Genomic DNA, 15,648 nt, shown 5'->3' with positions numbered 1-15,648 from the left:
AGAGTGCGCACCCCCCTCTGTCCCTATCGGGACATCTCCCCCACAAGGGGGGGAGATTGGCGGCCCGTAGCACTTTGTCGCCGCAAACGAACCTCCCGCCTGCAGAAACCAAAGCACGATGATTTGGCAAAGCGGTGCGACATACTCCCAACAATCTCCCCCCCTTGTGGGGGAGATGTCACGTAAGTGACAGAGGGGGGTATCAGAGGCACAACATATTCAAGGCTAACTTCTCTTCATACGGAGCGCATCAAACCCGCTCAAGCTTCACATGCGGCAGCGGCGGCAACTCGATACGGATCTCGTCATCGGGCTGCACACGGCCGCCCCTCGAGACGATGCCCATGATGCCCGCCTTGCGGACCAACCCGCCATCAGCATCCTTGTCGAGCACGGCATGCAGCAGGCCTTTCTGAAAATTGTCGATCTGCTTGCAGGGATTGCGCAAGCCCGTCACCTCGACGATCGCTTCAACGCCGATATGCAGGCGCGTGCCTTGCGGCAGAGAAAGCAGATCGATCCCTCGGGTGGCAATATTCTCGCCCATGTCACCCGGCGAAACGGAAAAACCCTTTTCAGTGAGCTCGTCGAACAACTCTTCCTGAATGAGGTGCACCTGGCGCAGGTTGGGTTGGGTTGGGTCGATCGCGACGCGCGAGCGATGCTTCACCGTCACCCCCATATGCGCGTCGCCTTCGACGCCAAGTCCGGCCAACAATTGAATATGATCCTTGGTCTGCTTGCTGAACGCGTGAACACCGCTGCTGCTAACCGACGTGACATATATCCGCTTGTCGCCCATGCCGATCCCTTCCATAAACGAGCTGGATCTTTATAAATTGGTATATACCAATTTCAAGGCAATAGATTGGTGATGGAAGAGAAAAATCGACAGGACAAAGGCGTAAGGGCTGCGGGAGGCTGGGCGGCCGTTGCCGCGAAGCTGAGAAATGCCATCGATACGGGCACGCATGCGCCCGGCAGCCGGCTGCCGGGCGAGCGCGCTTTGTCCGAACAATTCGGTGTCTCCCGGGTGACGATGCGCCGCGCGATTGCCGAGCTGGAAGGGGAGGGCTTGTTGCGCGTGGCGCGCGGCAGCGGCGCCTATGTCCGTGCCGATATGCCCGTTCGTTTCCAGTTGGGCGACAAGGTACGGTTCATCAAGGATCTGACCGCGACGGATGCGAACCTCACGCGCAAGGTTGTCTCAGCCAGGGAAGTTCCGGCAATTGCCGATATCGCCACGCGGCTCAATCTTCAGCCGGGCGAGGCGGTGCTGGAAATGTGCCTGGTAGCCTATGCCGATGCGCTTCCCGTCTCGGTCGTGATGCGCAGCTGCTCGGCCAAGCGCTTCCCCGGTTTGGCAGAGAAATTCACCGTAATGGGCTCATTCACGGCGGCGCTGAAGGATTATGGCGTGGCCGACTATTGGCGACGCTCCACCGACATCACCGCGCGCATGCCGACTGAAGCGGAAGCCCGTCTGCTGCAGCAATCGCGCCTCGCGCCAGTGCTTGCCTATGCCGGCGAAGACATCGATGCCGATGGCAATGTGATTTCCTGCCAGATTGGCTGCTTTGCTTCGGAGCGGGTCGTCGTGACGGTTTGAGCCTCAGACCTTGAGGACCTTGCCCGGATTCATGATGCCTGCCGGATCGAAAGCCGTCTTGATCCGGCGCATCAGGTCGATTTCGATCTCCGAGCGGATGGAAGCAAGCTCGTCGCGCTTCAGCTGGCCGATGCCGTGCTCGGCCGAGATCGAGCCGCCATGCTGTAGCACCAGACCATGCACGATCTTGTTCATCTCGCGCCACCGGCCGATGAACTCCGCCTTGTCGGCGCCGACGGGCTGCGAGATGTTGTAGTGAATATTGCCGTCGCCCATATGGCCGAAGGCGCAGACACGCGCGCCCGGCATGGCACCGACAACGGCCTTTTCGGCTTCCGCCATGAATTGCGGGATTTGCGCGACCGGCACGGAAACATCGTGCTTGATCGAGCCGCCTTCCGGCTTCTGTGCATCCGACATGCTCTCACGCATATGCCAGATGGCCTTCTGCTGCGCTTCCGAGCTGGCAATGGTCGCATCCTGGATCAGTCCGGCCTCATAGCCTTGCTCGAGCAGCGCCGTCATCATCCGCTCGGCGGTCTCAGCCGAATCCGAGGTGGAAATATCGATCAGGACATACCAGGGATGGGCTGTGTCGAGCGGGTCGCGCACGCCCGGAATATGCCGCGTGGTGAACTCGACGCCGATGCGCGGCATCAGCTCGAAACCAGTCAGTGCCGTGCCGCAGAGGCTGGAGGCATTCTTGAATAAAGTCAGCGCGTCATCGACCGATTGCAGGCCGGCAAAGGCCACCTGATGGCCAAGCGGCTGCGGGAAAAGCTTCAGCACCGCGCCGGTGATGACGCCGAGCGTGCCTTCCGCGCCGATGAAGAGATCGCGCAGATCGTAGCCGGTATTGTCCTTCTTCAGACGGCGCAGTCCGTTCCAGATCTCGCCCGTGGGCAGCACAACTTCGAGGCCGAGGCAAAGCTGGCGCATGTTGCCATAGGCGAGAACGGCCGTACCCCCGGCGTTGGTGGAAAGATTGCCGGCGACACGGCAGGAGCCCTCGGAACCAAGCGAAAGCGGAAACATGCGGCCATGCTCGGCCGCAGCCTTATGGACATCCGCGAGAATGCAGCCACCGTCGACGATCATGGTGTTGCCGACCGGATCGATATCGCGGATGCGGTTCATGCGCTCCAGCGAAAGGATGATGTCGGAACCACCCTCGCGCGGCGTTTGCCCGCCGACAAGGCCGGTATTGCCGGTCTGGGGAACGATGGCCGCGCCGGTCTCGCTGGCAAGCTTGAGGATGGCCGAAACCTCTTCTACCGAGCCGGGCTTAAGCAGCATGGGCGAGGTGCCGTGATAGAGCCCGCGGTTTTCCACCAGATGCGGCGCAATTTCCGCCGGGTCCCGTATGGCATGCTTTTCGCCGACGATGGCGGCGAAGCGATCGAGAAGGTCGGAAGAGGGGGCGGAGCTGCTCATGGCGTGTCCTTTGCCTGATGACGTCGGGCTGATTTATTCTCTGGGCGCGGCGGCGCGGCGCAGCCGGTCGTTGATGGCCTCGCCGAGGCCCTCGTCGGGAATATGCGAGAAAGCAATCGTTGTCGCGCCGGTGGCATCGGCGCGCTTCATGAAATCGAAAAGGTTTGCGGCAGCTTCCGAAAGATCGCCGCTGGCGCTCAGATCCAGTACGGCAATAGCCTTTTCGATGCCGGGAATATCTGGTGTTCCAAAGCGGATCAGCGCTTCGTTCGCGGAAACCTCAGTCGCGTCGAGCCGCACGGCAGCGCCCGGTGCATAATGCGAAGCGAGCATGCCGGGCGCCTCGATGGCAGCTGAAGCCTTCTTCTTGCGCTTCAGCGCCTTGCCGGCCACTCGTTCGATCTCGCTGGCCGCCAGCCCGCCGGGCCGCAGGAGCCGCATCTCGCCATCCTCGACCTTGACGATGGTCGATTCCACGCCGACGATCGAGGCCCCGGCATCGAGGATGAGCGTGATCCGCTCCCCGAGGTCGTCACTCACATGATCGGCGCTTGTGGCGCTGATCTTGCCCGAAGTATTGGCGCTCGGCGCGGCAAGCGGACGGCCGAAGGCGCGGATCAGATCGCCGGCAAAGCCCTGCGGCACGCGGATGCCGACCGTATCGAGCCCTGCGGTCGCGAGCGGATGGATGCCGCTGTCGGGTCTCAGCGGTAGCACCAGCGTCAGCGGGCCGGGCCAGAAAGCTTCCGCCAATTTACGGGAGGTAGGATCGAAGACCGCATAGCGTTCGGCCATGGCGAGATCGCTCATATGGCAGATCAGTGGATTGAAGCGCGGACGGCCCTTCGTCTCATAGATCCGGGTAATCGCGGCGGGATTGGTGGCATCGGCGGCAAGGCCGTAGACCGTCTCCGTCGGCAGCCCGATCGGCAGACCCTCGGCAAGCGTTGCCGTCGCCACTTCTATTGCCGTTTGCGGATGTTCGAGAATGTCTATGTGTCGTGCCATGGCCTGCCTGCTTGCAGTTCAGGCCGTTTCTTATGCCCTTCGAGTTTTCGGATCAATCGTCAAAGCTGGCGAATGATGTCGCGAAGCTGTTCGTTGCGGGCGCCGAGCAGAAGAACGTTGCGGATGGCGATCTGCGGATCGTGAGTGTGGAACAGCACGCCATTGCCTCTGACGTCGCGATTGATCGTCAGCTTTTTGTCTTCCGTGCCCTTGTCCGGGTGGATGGCGACGGCGAAATACATCCGCGAATATTTGAGGCTGATGTCCTCGAAGAAGTTCTCTTCCTGGCCGATGCGGGCAAAGAAATTGGCGATATAGAAGGCCCAGTTCACGTCCTCGTAATGCGCGAACTGCGTCCGCGCCGCGGTGACGTGGCAGTAGCCGAGATGCGGCGTGTCCTTCAGCGTGTGATGAAAGATGAGCTTCGGAAAGCGGATGGATTTATGGAAGCTGTTGAGCCGGTCATGGGTCTTTTCGCCGGCATCCCTGAGCTTCTGTGCCGTGCGCACAGCCACCTGCTCATGGGTAAGATATTCCCGCTCTTCTGCCAGCCAATGTGGCCTGTTGCGGTTGATGCGGCCGGTGCGCAGGAATTCGCTGTAGCCCGTCGTCGATACCGGTGGCGCCGGTTCGGGCTCGGCGGGCTTCCCAGCGTCGAAATATCTGAGTTTGGCCATGCCGGATCTCGCTATAAAACTCTTTGGAGAACATGATGGATTACGGAGCTTGAGCCGAGCTTGATCGCGCCTGAGCCAAGACTACCGCTACCGACTCTGCAGGCGCTCTCCGCCGCCCACTTATTCTCCTGATTAGCGACCGCTCGCGGGCTTGTCGCAATCAGAATAAAGCGTCATTGGCAGAATGCAAATGCGATGCTCGGGCCACCTCTCGCGCGGGCGACTAAATGATTGAATCACCTTCCAATATCTTCATGATATGCAACCGTCCCGGCGCCCCGTTTCGCCTGTCGTCAATTTCGGAGCCGATGTCGCATTGCAGCGCAGCGGCTGGCGGAGCCGGGAGCTATGATGCCATCAATCTCAAGGTGCCGTCCGCTAGGGAGACGGAGAATTGGGAAGCCGGTCAAAATCCGGCGCTGCCCCCGCAACGGTGGTGGAGTGAGGCATGGCGGATAAAGCCACTGGGTCGATCGACCTGGGAAGGTGCCATGGGGCTCTGGAAACAGGGCCGCTCCAGAGCCCGGAAACCAGCCTTGGGCACATAGGTTTACTGACCGCGGCGGGTGGTCGGGACATTGCTTTTGGCCGCTCCCAATCGGCCGTGCATGTCCTTTGCCCGCCTCCTGGTACTGCTAAGGATAGGCAAATGGACATCGGCAGCAAAGTTCTGCGGCAACTGAAGAACCACCGGACGGGTTTCAGCCTGGAGCAACCCTTCTACATCGATCAGGATTACTTCAAGCTCGACATGGAGACGATCTACTATCGCGATTGGCTCTTCATCGGCCACGATTGCGAAGTGCCGCGTGCGGGCAACTATTTCACTGTCCAGATCGGCGATTATCCCGTCGTCATCGTCCGCGGCCGCGATCAGGTCATCCGCGCCTTCCACAATAGCTGTCGCCATCGCGGCTCACGCGTCTGCACCACCGAGCGCGGCTCCTCGGCAAAGCTCGTCTGCCCCTATCACCAGTGGACCTACGAACTTGACGGCTCGCTGCTCTTTGCCCGCCAGATGGCGGAGGATTTCGACAAGAGCCAGTATTCGCTAAAGCCGATTCACTGCGAAAGTGTCGGTGGCTACATCTTCATCTGCCTCGCGCAGAACGCTCCCGATTTCGCCCCGGTTCGCGCGACGATCGAGCCCTACATGGCGCCGCATCGCATCAGCGAAGCCAAGGTCGCCTTCCAGAGCACCATTATCGAAAAGGGCAACTGGAAACTCGTCTGGGAAAACAACCGCGAATGCTACCATTGCGCGGCTAATCACCCCGAACTTTGCCGCACCTTCCCGGAAGCTCCGACCGTCACCGGCGTGCAGGGCGCGATGAACGACCCCGTTATCGCTGAACACTGGCAGCGCTGCGAAGCTGCCGGCCTGCCGAGCGAGTTCAAGATCTCGCCGGATGGACAGTTCCGCGCCGCCCGCATGCCGCTGATCGAAGGGGCCGAGAGCTACACCATGTCCGGCCAGAATGCCGTCAGGCGGCCGCTTTCATCTGACGTGACGATCAACGGCATCGGCACCATGCTGCTGTTCCACTATCCGACGACCTGGAACCACATCCTCGGCGACCACGCGATCTCCTTCCGCGTCCTGCCGATCAGCGCAGAGGAAACGGCCGTCACCACGAAGTGGCTCGTTCACAAGGATGCGGTCGAAGGCGTGGACTACAATATCGAGGAACTGACGCACGTCTGGACCGAAACCAACGACCAGGATCGCCGCATCGTCGAGGAAAATGCCTTCGGCATCCGCTCGCCGGCCTATGAACCCGGTCCCTATTCGGAGATCCATGAAGGCGGCGTCATGCAGTTCGTCGAATGGTACACGACCTTCATGATCAACCGGCTGCAGGGCGATCAGGCCAAGCTGTCGGCGGTTGCTTGAGCATGAACATGACCGTCTCCTATCCGCATCGCCATCTCGACCAGATGCAGCCCTGGAATGACAGGCAGCATGTGCTTGAGTGCCTCTCGGCAACGCCCGAAGCGCCCGACGTGATGACCTTCACCTTCAGGTCCGACAAGGATAACTGGTTCCGCTATCTGCCGGGCCAGTTCGTCACGCTGGAATTGCCGACCGCTCCGGAGCCGGTCATGCGCACGTATACGCTGTCGTCGACGCCGTCGCGGCCCTTCTCGGTCGCCGTGACGGTGAAGGCGCAGAAGGACAGCATCGGCACGCGCTGGATGTTCGAGAACCTGAAACCGAGCATGCGCATCAAGGCTTTCGGTCCGCTCGGCGATTTCAGCCACATCCGCCATCCCGGCGAGAAATATCTCTTCGTCTCGGCCGGCTCCGGCATCACGCCGATGATGTCGATGACGCGGTATATGTCCGATATAGCACCGCTGTCTGACATTACTTTCGTTAATTGCTCCCGCAGCCCGACGGACATCATCTTCCGCTCCGAGCTCGAATATCTCGCCCGCTTCATGCCGAACCTCAATCTCGGCTTCATCGTCGAGGGCTGCGGCCGCACCGATCTCTGGTCGGGTTTGAAGGGCCGCATCGACAAGGCGAAGATCGGTCTGCTGGCACCCGATTTCATGGACCGGACGATCTTCTGCTGCGGCCCGGAAGTCTTCATGGATGCCGTGCGTTCCATGCTGGAAGCGCATGGTTTCGACATGTCGCGCTATCATCAGGAAAGCTTCCAGCCGGCCAATGCGGCAACGCCGCTTGCAGAGGTCTCGGACGATGCATCGGGCGAGGCGGCGACCACGATCCGTTTCACCATGGCGGGCAAGGATGTGGCCTGCGCAGCGGGCCAGACCGTGCTTCAGGCGGCCCGTGGCGCCGGCGTGCGCATCGGTGCCGCCTGCGAATCCGGTCTTTGCGGGACATGCCGGGTCATGAAGCTCTCCGGCGAAGTCGAGATGAGCCACAATGGCGGCATCCTCGATGACGAGATCGACGAGGGCTATATCCTCGCCTGCTGTTCGCGCCCGAAGACGGATGTGCAGATCGAGGCGTAGAGCATTTCCAGGTGCGCAGCGGTTTTCCGTCCGGAATGCGTAAACAAACAAGAAGATAGAGCGTTTTCGCGATTCGAGGAAAAGCGAAGATACTCTAGAAATCCTGGTAATTCAGCTCGTTGATCTCGACCGGCTTCGATCGCGGGGTCGAGGCAGTGACGACTGGGTCGACGTCGGCCATGAGCGAAACGAGCGTCTGCCGCGGCCCGCTGCACATCTGTGCGAGCGCGATCGTCACGTCCGGTGCGGGCAGGGGTTTGGCCGGCAGGAGATCACCCTGCGGCCAGATTTTGGCAAGCTGAATCTTCGTCATCGGCACGACATTGACGTCGATATCGGTGAGCGTGCCCGGCACGCGATAGGGGCAGCTTTTCTCCGAGCAATTGTCTGAGGAAGCGAACTGCCAGATGGCATAATTGTCCCAGTTGCCGAGTGGAAAAGTGCCTTTGACATCGGGCTTGTAGCGCGCATACCACAAGGGCAGCCGCGACAGCAGCGGATAAGTGCCGCGATGGTCGGCTATGTATCGGGCCGTGTTGTGATTGACGTAGAGAATGGGGTAGCGCCCGGTCCTGACCTTGATGTGGGCAACATAGATCTGCGCGTCATCCAGCGACATGAACTGCGCCGCGTCCATGCCGTCGATATCGAGCACCATCAGTTCATCGGGCTGAGGGTTGGCGTAGTCGAGAAAATGATTGGCCTGATCGATCGGATTGCCCGGGCGTCCCAGATGATAGGCGCCCCATAACAGGCCATTCGTCTTTGCCAGCATGCGACGGGTTTGAAACAGTTCGCGGCTAACTGCGTATTTGCGCCACATCGTCCTGCAATGGGCCACCGTATCGCCGCCATGGTCGCCTGTGCAACTGAAGCTTTCAGGAAGTCCGTCGGACGCCTTGGAGATGAAGCCGGCTATCCGTTTGTCCTGCAGAAACGCGTTCCAGTCGATGGTGTTCAGCTCGTAAGCATCGACAATCAGGGCGTTTTTCGGATCGCCCCAGGGCTGGCTTTCGCCGGCCGACGGCTTGGAGACCGGCCCCATCAGGGCCAGGATCGTCAGCAAGCTGTAAATGAGGAGGTTACTCTTTCGGTATCCTTTCATGAAATAATAGTAAGGATTGCTGGTTAATCTTGGGTTAAGAAAGCAATCACTATAAGTTCATCGTGGAGCCCCTCGTAACTCCTTAAATCGGTAGGGATTTGAGGAACTAAATAACGCGCTGCCGCGTTTCTTGCCGTCTATTCGGATATGCGACGAAGCAGGCGGCGAAACCTTGCTCGGGAAGCATTCCCGACATGAAACGCTACAGGCTTGAGTATCAAGTCAAACCAGGGAATGGAGATGAAAATGCTTGGTTTCCGTGCAAAAATCGCGACAGTCACCTTAACGGCTGCCGTCGCCCTGACGAGCTTCACACCGTCTTTTGCCATGCAGATGCCGGCCGCACCGATTGTAAAACAGGCCGCGCCCACCCAGGCCGCGCCTGGTAATGTCGAACAGGTGCAGTGGCGCCATGGTGGCTACTACCGCCGCGGCTGGTATGGCGGCTATCGTGGTTATCGAGGGTATCGTCATGGCTATCGCTATCATGACGGCTATTGGTTCCCGCTGGCTGCCTTCGGCGCAGGCGCGCTGATCGGCGGCGCGATCGCCAGCCAGCCGCGCTACTATGAGCCGGCTCCGGCTCCGTCCGCGGGCATCAACCCGCGCCATGTCGCCTGGTGCGAGTCACGCTATCGCTCCTATCGCGCCTACGACAATACCTTCCAGCCGAATTCCGGCCCGCGCCGTCAGTGCTATTCGCCGTATTTCTAAGCAGCGTTTCCAGAACGACCAATGCCAGCCGTCCGGTTTTTCGCCGGGCGGCTTTTTGCATGATTCGACGTCAGAGAATATTGACCCGCTTGAGTAGCCACCATGCCAGCAGCATGGAGGCGATGATGAAGCCAACCGCATATCCGGTGCCACTTGCACCGCTCGCCAGCGGCAACCCTGATGTGTTCATGCCGAAGAATCCGGTCACCAGCGTCGGCGGCAGCAGAAACGCGGTCATGATCGACAGGATGTAGAGATGCCGATTGATCTCGGAGGCAAGCTTCGAATCGATCTCTTCGTGCAGCAGCCTCGCCCGTTCCTGCAGTGCATAGACGTCGTGCTCGACCGCTTCGAGGCGTCCCGTCAGCCGGCCGGCGACATCCTCGAAGCCGAGCGGCATTTCCTCGTCGTCGGAGGCAGCGGCGTGGCGCATCAACGAGAGAACGGTCCGCAGATGGCGATGCAGGCGCACGATCGTCCTGCGGATGGGCGGCAGCTTGGCACGCTCGTCGCGCGACGTATTGCCGTGGACGAAATCCTCAATGCCATTCAGCTCTTCGCTGATTTCGATGACGACGGAGATCAGGGTTCGTTGGAACTCGACGACGATCAGCTCGAAAATATCAACAGGATTGGAAAATCGTGCGGCGTTTTTTTCGATCAGCACCCGGGTCCTGTCCAGGCTGCGCAGCGGCTGCAGCCGGGTTGTTATCAGCAGGCGATCGGTCAGTGCGAAATGCAGCCAGCCGATGTCGTGGGTGTTGTGGGCAAAGTCGCGCTGGAAGTCGACCAATGTGCCGAAAAGCATCTGTTCGTCGACCGTAATCGTTGCATGTGTCTCATGCGTGGTCAGCGCTATGCGGGCGGCTTCGTTCAGCCCCGGCGCATCCTCGAGGAAGGCCGGCACCCGGGCATCCACGAGATTGAGATGCAGCCAGAGAAAGCCGTCGTCGCCGAACAGCCTCGAACGATCGGTATCGTCAGGTAGGCGCTCCGGCTTGGTTTCGCCGGGACGGAGACGGTATGCCCAGATAAAGCCTGGTATGGTGTTGGCTGACGTGAGCGTGTTCATGGGGGCATCATTCGCATTGTCTGAACAGTTGCCTTAGTCTTCGTTCATGACGATTGTTTATGCAAGTCGCTGCTTTGGCGGAATAATCGCGGATATAGGCGGCGATGTCACGGCCGCTCGGCACGCGTAAGACACATGTCACGTTCGGGTTCGCGAGATGATGGAAATCGATGCTTCCTGCAATTTGAGAAAATTGACGTTTACGTAAAAATAAACTAGCTATAACCACAAATGGCCGATGGTCCGGATGAGGCGGGCCATCGCTCGTATCGATCCGGAGGAAATCATCATGTACAAGGCGCCTGTCGAAGAAATCGCGTTCACCCTGAAACATGTCGTTGGCATGGAGCGCGCCATGGAAGAGGGCGTTCTCGGCGATCTCAGCACCGATCTTGTCGATGCCATCCTGTCGGAAGCCGGGCGTTTCGCCGGCGAAGAGGTGGAGCCGCTTGCCGAGAATGGCGATAAGCAAGGCGCAAGGCTGGCGGATGGCAAGGTGGTTCTTCCCGATGGCTGGGAGAAGCTCTACCGCGACTGGATCGCTGGCGGTTGGAATGGCCTGACCGCGCCCGAGGAGTTCGGTGGGCAGGGTCTGCCGCACATGCTGAACATCGCGACGCTGGAAATGTGGAATTCCGCCTCGATGGCCTTCGGCCTCGCGCCGACGCTGACCATGGGAGCGGTCGAAGCGCTGCGGGCTCACGGCAGCGAAGACCTCAAGAAGACATATCTGGCAAAGCTCGTCTCGGGCGAGTGGACGGGGACCATGAACCTGACGGAGCCGCATGCGGGTTCCGATGTCGGCGCTCTGCGCTCCCGCGCCGAACGCCGCGATGACGGCACCTATCGCATCTTCGGCCAGAAGATTTTCATCACCTGGGGCGATCACGAAGCGACCGAGAACATCATCCATCTCGTTCTCGCCCGCCTTCCGGATGCGCCGGCCGGCACGCGCGGCATTTCGCTGTTTCTCGTGCCGAAATTCCTTGTGAATGAGGATGGTTCGCTCGGCGCCCGCAACGATCTTTTCGTGCATTCGCTGGAACATAAGCTCGGCATCCATGGTTCACCGACCTGCACGATGATCTATGGCGATGGCAAATATGGTGCGGAAAAGGGCGCCGTCGGCTGGCTGGTGGGCGAGGAGAACAAGGGCCTCGCCTGCATGTTCACGATGATGAACAATGCCAGATTGGCTGTCGGCATTCAGGGCGTGGCGATTGCGGAAGCGGCAACCCAGAAGGCCATCGCCTATAGCCGGGAGCGCACCCAGGGCCGCGCGCCGGGCACGGCCGTATCAGGCATGAGCCCCATCATCGAGCATCCCGATGTCGCGCGTATGCTGCTGACGATGAAAGCCCTGACTCAAGGGGGGCGCGCGATCTGCTACGCCTGTGCACAGGCGATCGACATGTCGCATCGCGATCCCGAGAGGGCGAAATATTGGCAGGAGCGTGCAGCATTGCTGACGCCGATCGCCAAATCCTTTTCCACCGATGCCGGCGTCGATGCCGCATCGCTTGGCATACAGGTTCATGGCGGCATGGGCTTCATCGAGGAGACGGGGGCAGCACGCCTGCTGCGCGATGTGCGCATCGCACCGATCTACGAGGGCACCAACGGCATCCAGGCGATCGATCTGGTGACGCGCAAGCTGACAATCGGCAATGGCGATCATGTGCGCGGCGTCATTGCTGAACTGCGTGAGATTGCCGATAGTGTCGCGAAATCCAATCTCGAAGGCTTCGGTGAAACGGCGCCGCGGCTGCAAGCAGCCATTGTCGATCTCGAAAAGACGAGCGAATGGCTCCTGTCGAAACAGGCAGAAGGCGCCGTTGCCGAAGCTCTGGCGGGCGCCACGCCTTACCAGCGGCTTTTCGGCCTGGTGCTGACCGGCTCGTATCTAGCCAAGGGTGGCCTTGCCGATGCAGGCGACGGCGAAGGCGCCAAGCGCATAGCACTCTGCCGGTTCGCTGCCGAAAATCTTCTGGCCGAGACCGCCGCTCTCTCTGATCGGGTCATCGCCGGCGCATCCAGCCTCGAAGCCGCCCGCGCCGCACTAGCCTGAGGAAAAGCCATGACCGACCACATCCTGATCGAACGCCCCGAGACTGCGCCGCAGGTCCAGATCATCCGCTTCAACCGGCCGGAAAAGAAGAATGCCATCACGCGCGCCATGTATCAGGCCATGACCGATGCGCTCAAGGCAGCGGAAGCTGCGCCGGATATCCGCGTCCACGTCTTTCTTGGCACGGAAGGCTGTTTTTCCGCCGGCAACGATCTGGCGGATTTCCTTGCCTTCGCCATGAGCGGCAATATGGGGCGCGAAGTCATTGATTTTCTCGTTGCACTGGCGAGCACAAAGAAGCCCGTCGTCTCTGGTGTCGATGGTCTGGCGATCGGCATTGGCACCACGATCCACCTTCATTGCGACTTGACGGTCGCTTCCGACCGCAGTCTGTTCAAGACACCCTTCGTCGATCTTGCGCTGGTTCCGGAAGCGGCTTCAAGCCTGCTTGCTCCGCGCGTGATGGGACATCAGCGTGCCTTCGCCCTGCTTGCTCTCGGCGAAGGATTCTCCGCTTCCAAAGCGAAGGAGGCGGGCCTGATCTGGAAGGTGGCGTCACCGGAAACGGTGGAGACCGAAACGCTGTCGCTGGCTGCAAAACTCGCCGCCAAGCCGCCCGAGGCTCTGCGGATTGCGCGTGACTTGATGCGAGACCCAACCGATGCCGTCCTCGACCGCATCCAGGAGGAAGCCGAATATTTCGCCGCCCAGCTGAAAAGCGCCGAGGCCCGCGCGGCTTTCGAAGCCTTCATGAAGCGGTGAAGCTCACCCGCCCTCGTGCTTCGAGACGGCCCTTCGGGCCTCCTCAGCATGAAGGCTAATCTCTGGCGCATCTCGATCGTGAGCTACTCCGCCCTCATGGTGAGGTGCGAAGCCCAGAGGGCGTAGCCTCGAACCACGAGGGCCGACCACCAAACTTCTGGCGAAGAGAGCTACTTCTCCAGCGCCGCAACGACTTCGACATGCGAGGTCCACAGGAACTGGTCGATCGGCGTCACCCGCGTAATGCGGTAGCCGCCCTCGACCAGGATAGCGAGATCGCGGGCGAGGGTCAGCGGATTGCAGGAGACGGCAACGATCTTCTTGACTTGGGAGCGGGCCAGTTCCTTGCTCTGGAATTCCGCGCCGGCGCGCGGCGGGTCGAAGACAGCGGCATCGTAGACCTTCAATTCCTGCGCCATCAAGGGCCGGCGGAAAAGATCGCGGCGTTCCACGGTGACCGGCTTCAGTCCCTGCGTGTTGCGGGCGGCATGATCCAAAGCGGCAAGTGGCTTGGCCTCACCTTCGACCGCATGCACCCGCCCGATCCGTGCCAGGCGAAGCGAGAAGGTGCCGCTGCCGGCGAAGAGATCGGCGATACGCTTGGCCTTGCCGACATGGGTTGCAACCAGCTCCGCCATGGCGTCCTCGGCCTGCTTGGTCGCCTGTGTGAAGGCACCCGGCGGCGGCGCAACCTGTACGCCGCCGAAATCGATGATCGGCTTTACCGGCTCCACCAGAATTTCGCCGTTCAGCGAGACGCGGGCGATGCCACGAAGTGACAGCACGGTTTCGATCGTGCTGCGGCGCTGTTTGTCCGAAAGAGATTTGATGCCGTCGACGGCGAGATCGAGGCCCGTCTGCGTCTCCAATACGGAGATGCGGAAGGCTTCGGCATTGATGGCGATTGCCGCTGCAATCGTCTTGATGGCGGGCAGCCTGGCCATGATGCCGGCCGAGGCGATGGGACATTCCTCGATGGCGACGATGTGGTGGCTTTCGGCCTGATTGAAGCCGATCAGCATATCCTTTTCAGTCTTGCGCGCGGCGAAGACGACCCTGCGGCGCTCGCCCGGATGCGCGGCGACGATATCGTCCACTTCGGGCGTCAGGCCCTTGGAGCGCAGGGCATCGACCACGAGCTGACGCTTGAAGGCGCGATAGGGCGCATCGGCATAATGTTGCAGGGTGCAGCCGCCGCAGGCGCCGTTGACGCCATGTGGGCCGAAATGCCGACAGTGCGGCTCCTGGCGATCCGGTGAGGCCGTCGTAATCGACATCAACGTGCCTTGGCTTTTCACCCGCGCGATGGCGACGTTTTCGCCCGGTAGGGTGAAGGGCACGTAGATCGGGCCATCGGTGCCCTGCGCGATGCCGTCGCCCTGGGCGCCGAGCTTTTGAATGGTAATGGTTTCGGTGCTCATGGCTTGATCCCTGCGAGAAGAAATTCCTGATTGCCGTCGCCGCCAGCGATCGGCGAGGCGATGAGGCCGAGGCTTTGCCAACCCATGTCTTCGGTGAACCAGCGCTCGAGTTCGGCGGCCACAGCCGGAGCGGAGGAGGGGTCCTTCAAAAGCCCGGCCTTGCCGATCGCATCGCGGCCCGCCTCGAATTGCGGCTTGACCAGCAGCGCCGCCCGCGCGCCGGGTTCGGCGAGCGCGAGCACCGGCGCGAGAGCTAGCTTCAGCGAAATGAAGGAGACATCGGAAACGACGAAGGTGAAAGGTTCGCCGATATCTTCTGCCGTCAGGTTGCGCGCGTTGAGCCCCTCGATATTGGTGACGCGTGGATCGTCCGCTATGCGCGGATGCATCTGGTCGTGGCCGACATCGATTGCCGTGACATGAGTAGCGCCGCGCTGAAGCAGCACTTCGGTAAAGCCGCCTGTCGATGCGCCAACATCGAGGCAATGCTGTCCGCGCGGATCGAGACCGAAATGATCGAGCGCCGCCACCAGCTTCAACGCGGCGCGGGAAACATAATCCTGCGCCGGATCGTCGATACTGATCTTGGCATTTTCGGAAAAAAGTGCTCCCGGCTTCGTCACGATCTTGCCGTTCACGGTGACCGTACCGCGCTGGATCGCATCGCGAGCGCGCGAGCGGCTGGCGAAGAGCGAAAGGGTGACAAGAAGCTGATCGAGGCGTTGCGGTTCGGACATGGGCTGTCCATGCCGGGCAATGCATTATGTTGCAAGCCTTTTATGCTGTAATCGGC

Annotated in this window: 14 protein-coding genes and 1 riboswitch; of the genes, 6 read left to right on the top strand and 8 right to left on the bottom strand. The window is 60.7% G+C overall.

The genetic code is table 11. The features are described 5' to 3' along the window. Positions 1-250: 250 nt before the first annotated feature. Positions 251-802, bottom strand: a complete 552-nt coding sequence (locus FBZ99_RS11220) for an MOSC domain-containing protein (RefSeq protein WP_145633155.1) — start codon at positions 800-802, stop codon at positions 251-253. A gap of 72 nt (positions 803-874) precedes the next feature. Between FBZ99_RS11220 and phnF the strand changes: the two genes are divergently transcribed. Then, complete coding sequence (gene phnF / locus FBZ99_RS11215) at positions 875-1,609, top strand: phosphonate metabolism transcriptional regulator PhnF (RefSeq protein WP_145633151.1); 735 nt, start codon at positions 875-877, stop codon at positions 1,607-1,609. 3 nt (positions 1,610-1,612) lie between these two features. Here the strand turns inward: phnF and FBZ99_RS11210 are convergent, their stop codons facing one another. The 3 genes from FBZ99_RS11210 to FBZ99_RS11200 are packed head-to-tail and all read right to left on the bottom strand — an operon-like array spanning position 1,613 to position 4,728. Then, positions 1,613-3,043: an FAD-binding oxidoreductase gene (locus FBZ99_RS11210; protein WP_145633148.1), complete on the bottom strand. Its 1,431-nt coding sequence runs from the start codon at positions 3,041-3,043 to the stop codon at positions 1,613-1,615. A gap of 33 nt (positions 3,044-3,076) precedes the next feature. Then, positions 3,077-4,051: an L-threonylcarbamoyladenylate synthase gene (locus FBZ99_RS11205; protein WP_145633145.1), complete on the bottom strand. Its 975-nt coding sequence runs from the start codon at positions 4,049-4,051 to the stop codon at positions 3,077-3,079. Between the two features lie 59 nt (positions 4,052-4,110). After that, complete coding sequence (locus FBZ99_RS11200; RefSeq protein ID WP_145633142.1) at positions 4,111-4,728, bottom strand: DUF6656 family protein; 618 nt, start codon at positions 4,726-4,728, stop codon at positions 4,111-4,113. Positions 4,729-5,077: 349 nt separating this feature from the next. Beyond that, a riboswitch (cobalamin riboswitch) is annotated at positions 5,078-5,281 on the top strand. Between the two features lie 96 nt (positions 5,282-5,377). Between FBZ99_RS11200 and FBZ99_RS11195 the strand changes: the two genes are divergently transcribed. Next, positions 5,378-6,622 (top strand): aromatic ring-hydroxylating oxygenase subunit alpha, encoded by a 1,245-nt coding sequence (locus tag FBZ99_RS11195; RefSeq protein ID WP_145633139.1) that lies wholly within the window; start codon positions 5,378-5,380, stop codon positions 6,620-6,622. 2 nt (positions 6,623-6,624) lie between these two features. Beyond that, complete coding sequence (locus FBZ99_RS11190) at positions 6,625-7,713, top strand: hybrid-cluster NAD(P)-dependent oxidoreductase (RefSeq protein WP_145633136.1); 1,089 nt, start codon at positions 6,625-6,627, stop codon at positions 7,711-7,713. Between the two features lie 94 nt (positions 7,714-7,807). Here FBZ99_RS11190 and FBZ99_RS11185 read toward each other — a convergent pair whose 3' ends face one another. Beyond that, on the bottom strand, positions 7,808-8,758 hold the full coding sequence (locus FBZ99_RS11185) for a glycoside hydrolase family 25 protein (protein WP_246661114.1): 951 nt from the start codon (positions 8,756-8,758) through the stop codon (positions 7,808-7,810). A gap of 306 nt (positions 8,759-9,064) precedes the next feature. On the opposite strand from FBZ99_RS11185, the gene FBZ99_RS11180 reads away from it, so the two are divergent. Further along, positions 9,065-9,532, top strand: a complete 468-nt coding sequence (locus FBZ99_RS11180) for a BA14K family protein (RefSeq protein WP_145633131.1) — start codon at positions 9,065-9,067, stop codon at positions 9,530-9,532. A 70-nt stretch (positions 9,533-9,602) separates the two neighbouring features. Here the strand turns inward: FBZ99_RS11180 and FBZ99_RS11175 are convergent, their stop codons facing one another. Beyond that, a complete protein-coding gene (locus FBZ99_RS11175; protein WP_113330486.1) occupies positions 9,603-10,604 on the bottom strand; it encodes a transporter in 1,002 nt (333 codons plus the stop codon). A 289-nt stretch (positions 10,605-10,893) separates the two neighbouring features. Between FBZ99_RS11175 and FBZ99_RS11170 the strand changes: the two genes are divergently transcribed. Next, positions 10,894-12,672, top strand: coding sequence for an acyl-CoA dehydrogenase (locus tag FBZ99_RS11170; protein ID WP_145633128.1), 1,779 nt, complete (start codon positions 10,894-10,896; stop codon positions 12,670-12,672). Between the two features lie 9 nt (positions 12,673-12,681). Next, positions 12,682-13,434: a crotonase/enoyl-CoA hydratase family protein gene (locus tag FBZ99_RS11165; protein ID WP_145633125.1), complete on the top strand. Its 753-nt coding sequence runs from the start codon at positions 12,682-12,684 to the stop codon at positions 13,432-13,434. Positions 13,435-13,604: 170 nt separating this feature from the next. Here FBZ99_RS11165 and FBZ99_RS11160 read toward each other — a convergent pair whose 3' ends face one another. Both FBZ99_RS11160 and FBZ99_RS11155 read right to left on the bottom strand, forming a co-directional pair. Then, positions 13,605-14,855: a class I SAM-dependent RNA methyltransferase gene (locus FBZ99_RS11160; protein WP_113353888.1), complete on the bottom strand. Its 1,251-nt coding sequence runs from the start codon at positions 14,853-14,855 to the stop codon at positions 13,605-13,607. Continuing rightward, positions 14,852-15,592 carry a TlyA family RNA methyltransferase gene (locus FBZ99_RS11155; protein ID WP_113353889.1) on the bottom strand — a complete coding sequence of 247 codons (741 nt, stop codon included), beginning with the start codon at positions 15,590-15,592 and terminating at the stop codon, positions 14,852-14,854. The genes FBZ99_RS11160 and FBZ99_RS11155 overlap by 4 nt, the downstream gene beginning before the upstream one ends. Positions 15,593-15,648 lie beyond the last annotated feature (56 nt).

The organism is Rhizobium sp. ERR 1071 (genome assembly GCF_007828675.1).
In the GTDB taxonomy this organism is placed as follows: domain Bacteria; phylum Pseudomonadota; class Alphaproteobacteria; order Rhizobiales; family Rhizobiaceae; genus Rhizobium; species Rhizobium dioscoreae.
The sequence above is the reverse complement of the archived record's forward strand: the minus strand, read 5'-3'. Positions and strand labels throughout refer to the sequence as shown.

Excerpts from the sequence above, each read along its gene's own strand:
- FBZ99_RS11220 (WP_145633155.1), bottom strand. The coding sequence starts at position 802 with ATGGGCGACAAGCGGATATATGTCACGTCGGTTAGCAGCAGCGGTGTT.
- phnF (WP_145633151.1), top strand. The coding sequence starts at position 875 with ATGGAAGAGAAAAATCGACAGGACAAAGGCGTAAGGGCTGCGGGAGGC.
- FBZ99_RS11210 (WP_145633148.1), bottom strand. The coding sequence starts at position 3,043 with ATGAGCAGCTCCGCCCCCTCTTCCGACCTTCTCGATCGCTTCGCCGCC.
- FBZ99_RS11205 (WP_145633145.1), bottom strand. The coding sequence starts at position 4,051 with ATGGCACGACACATAGACATTCTCGAACATCCGCAAACGGCAATAGAA.
- FBZ99_RS11200 (WP_145633142.1), bottom strand. The coding sequence starts at position 4,728 with ATGGCCAAACTCAGATATTTCGACGCTGGGAAGCCCGCCGAGCCCGAA.
- FBZ99_RS11195 (WP_145633139.1), top strand. The coding sequence starts at position 5,378 with ATGGACATCGGCAGCAAAGTTCTGCGGCAACTGAAGAACCACCGGACG.
- FBZ99_RS11190 (WP_145633136.1), top strand. The coding sequence starts at position 6,625 with ATGAACATGACCGTCTCCTATCCGCATCGCCATCTCGACCAGATGCAG.
- FBZ99_RS11185 (WP_246661114.1), bottom strand. The coding sequence starts at position 8,758 with ATGGGGCCGGTCTCCAAGCCGTCGGCCGGCGAAAGCCAGCCCTGGGGC.
- FBZ99_RS11180 (WP_145633131.1), top strand. The coding sequence starts at position 9,065 with ATGCTTGGTTTCCGTGCAAAAATCGCGACAGTCACCTTAACGGCTGCC.
- FBZ99_RS11175 (WP_113330486.1), bottom strand. The coding sequence starts at position 10,604 with ATGAACACGCTCACGTCAGCCAACACCATACCAGGCTTTATCTGGGCA.
- FBZ99_RS11170 (WP_145633128.1), top strand. The coding sequence starts at position 10,894 with ATGTACAAGGCGCCTGTCGAAGAAATCGCGTTCACCCTGAAACATGTC.
- FBZ99_RS11165 (WP_145633125.1), top strand. The coding sequence starts at position 12,682 with ATGACCGACCACATCCTGATCGAACGCCCCGAGACTGCGCCGCAGGTC.
- FBZ99_RS11160 (WP_113353888.1), bottom strand. The coding sequence starts at position 14,855 with ATGAGCACCGAAACCATTACCATTCAAAAGCTCGGCGCCCAGGGCGAC.
- FBZ99_RS11155 (WP_113353889.1), bottom strand. The coding sequence starts at position 15,592 with ATGTCCGAACCGCAACGCCTCGATCAGCTTCTTGTCACCCTTTCGCTC.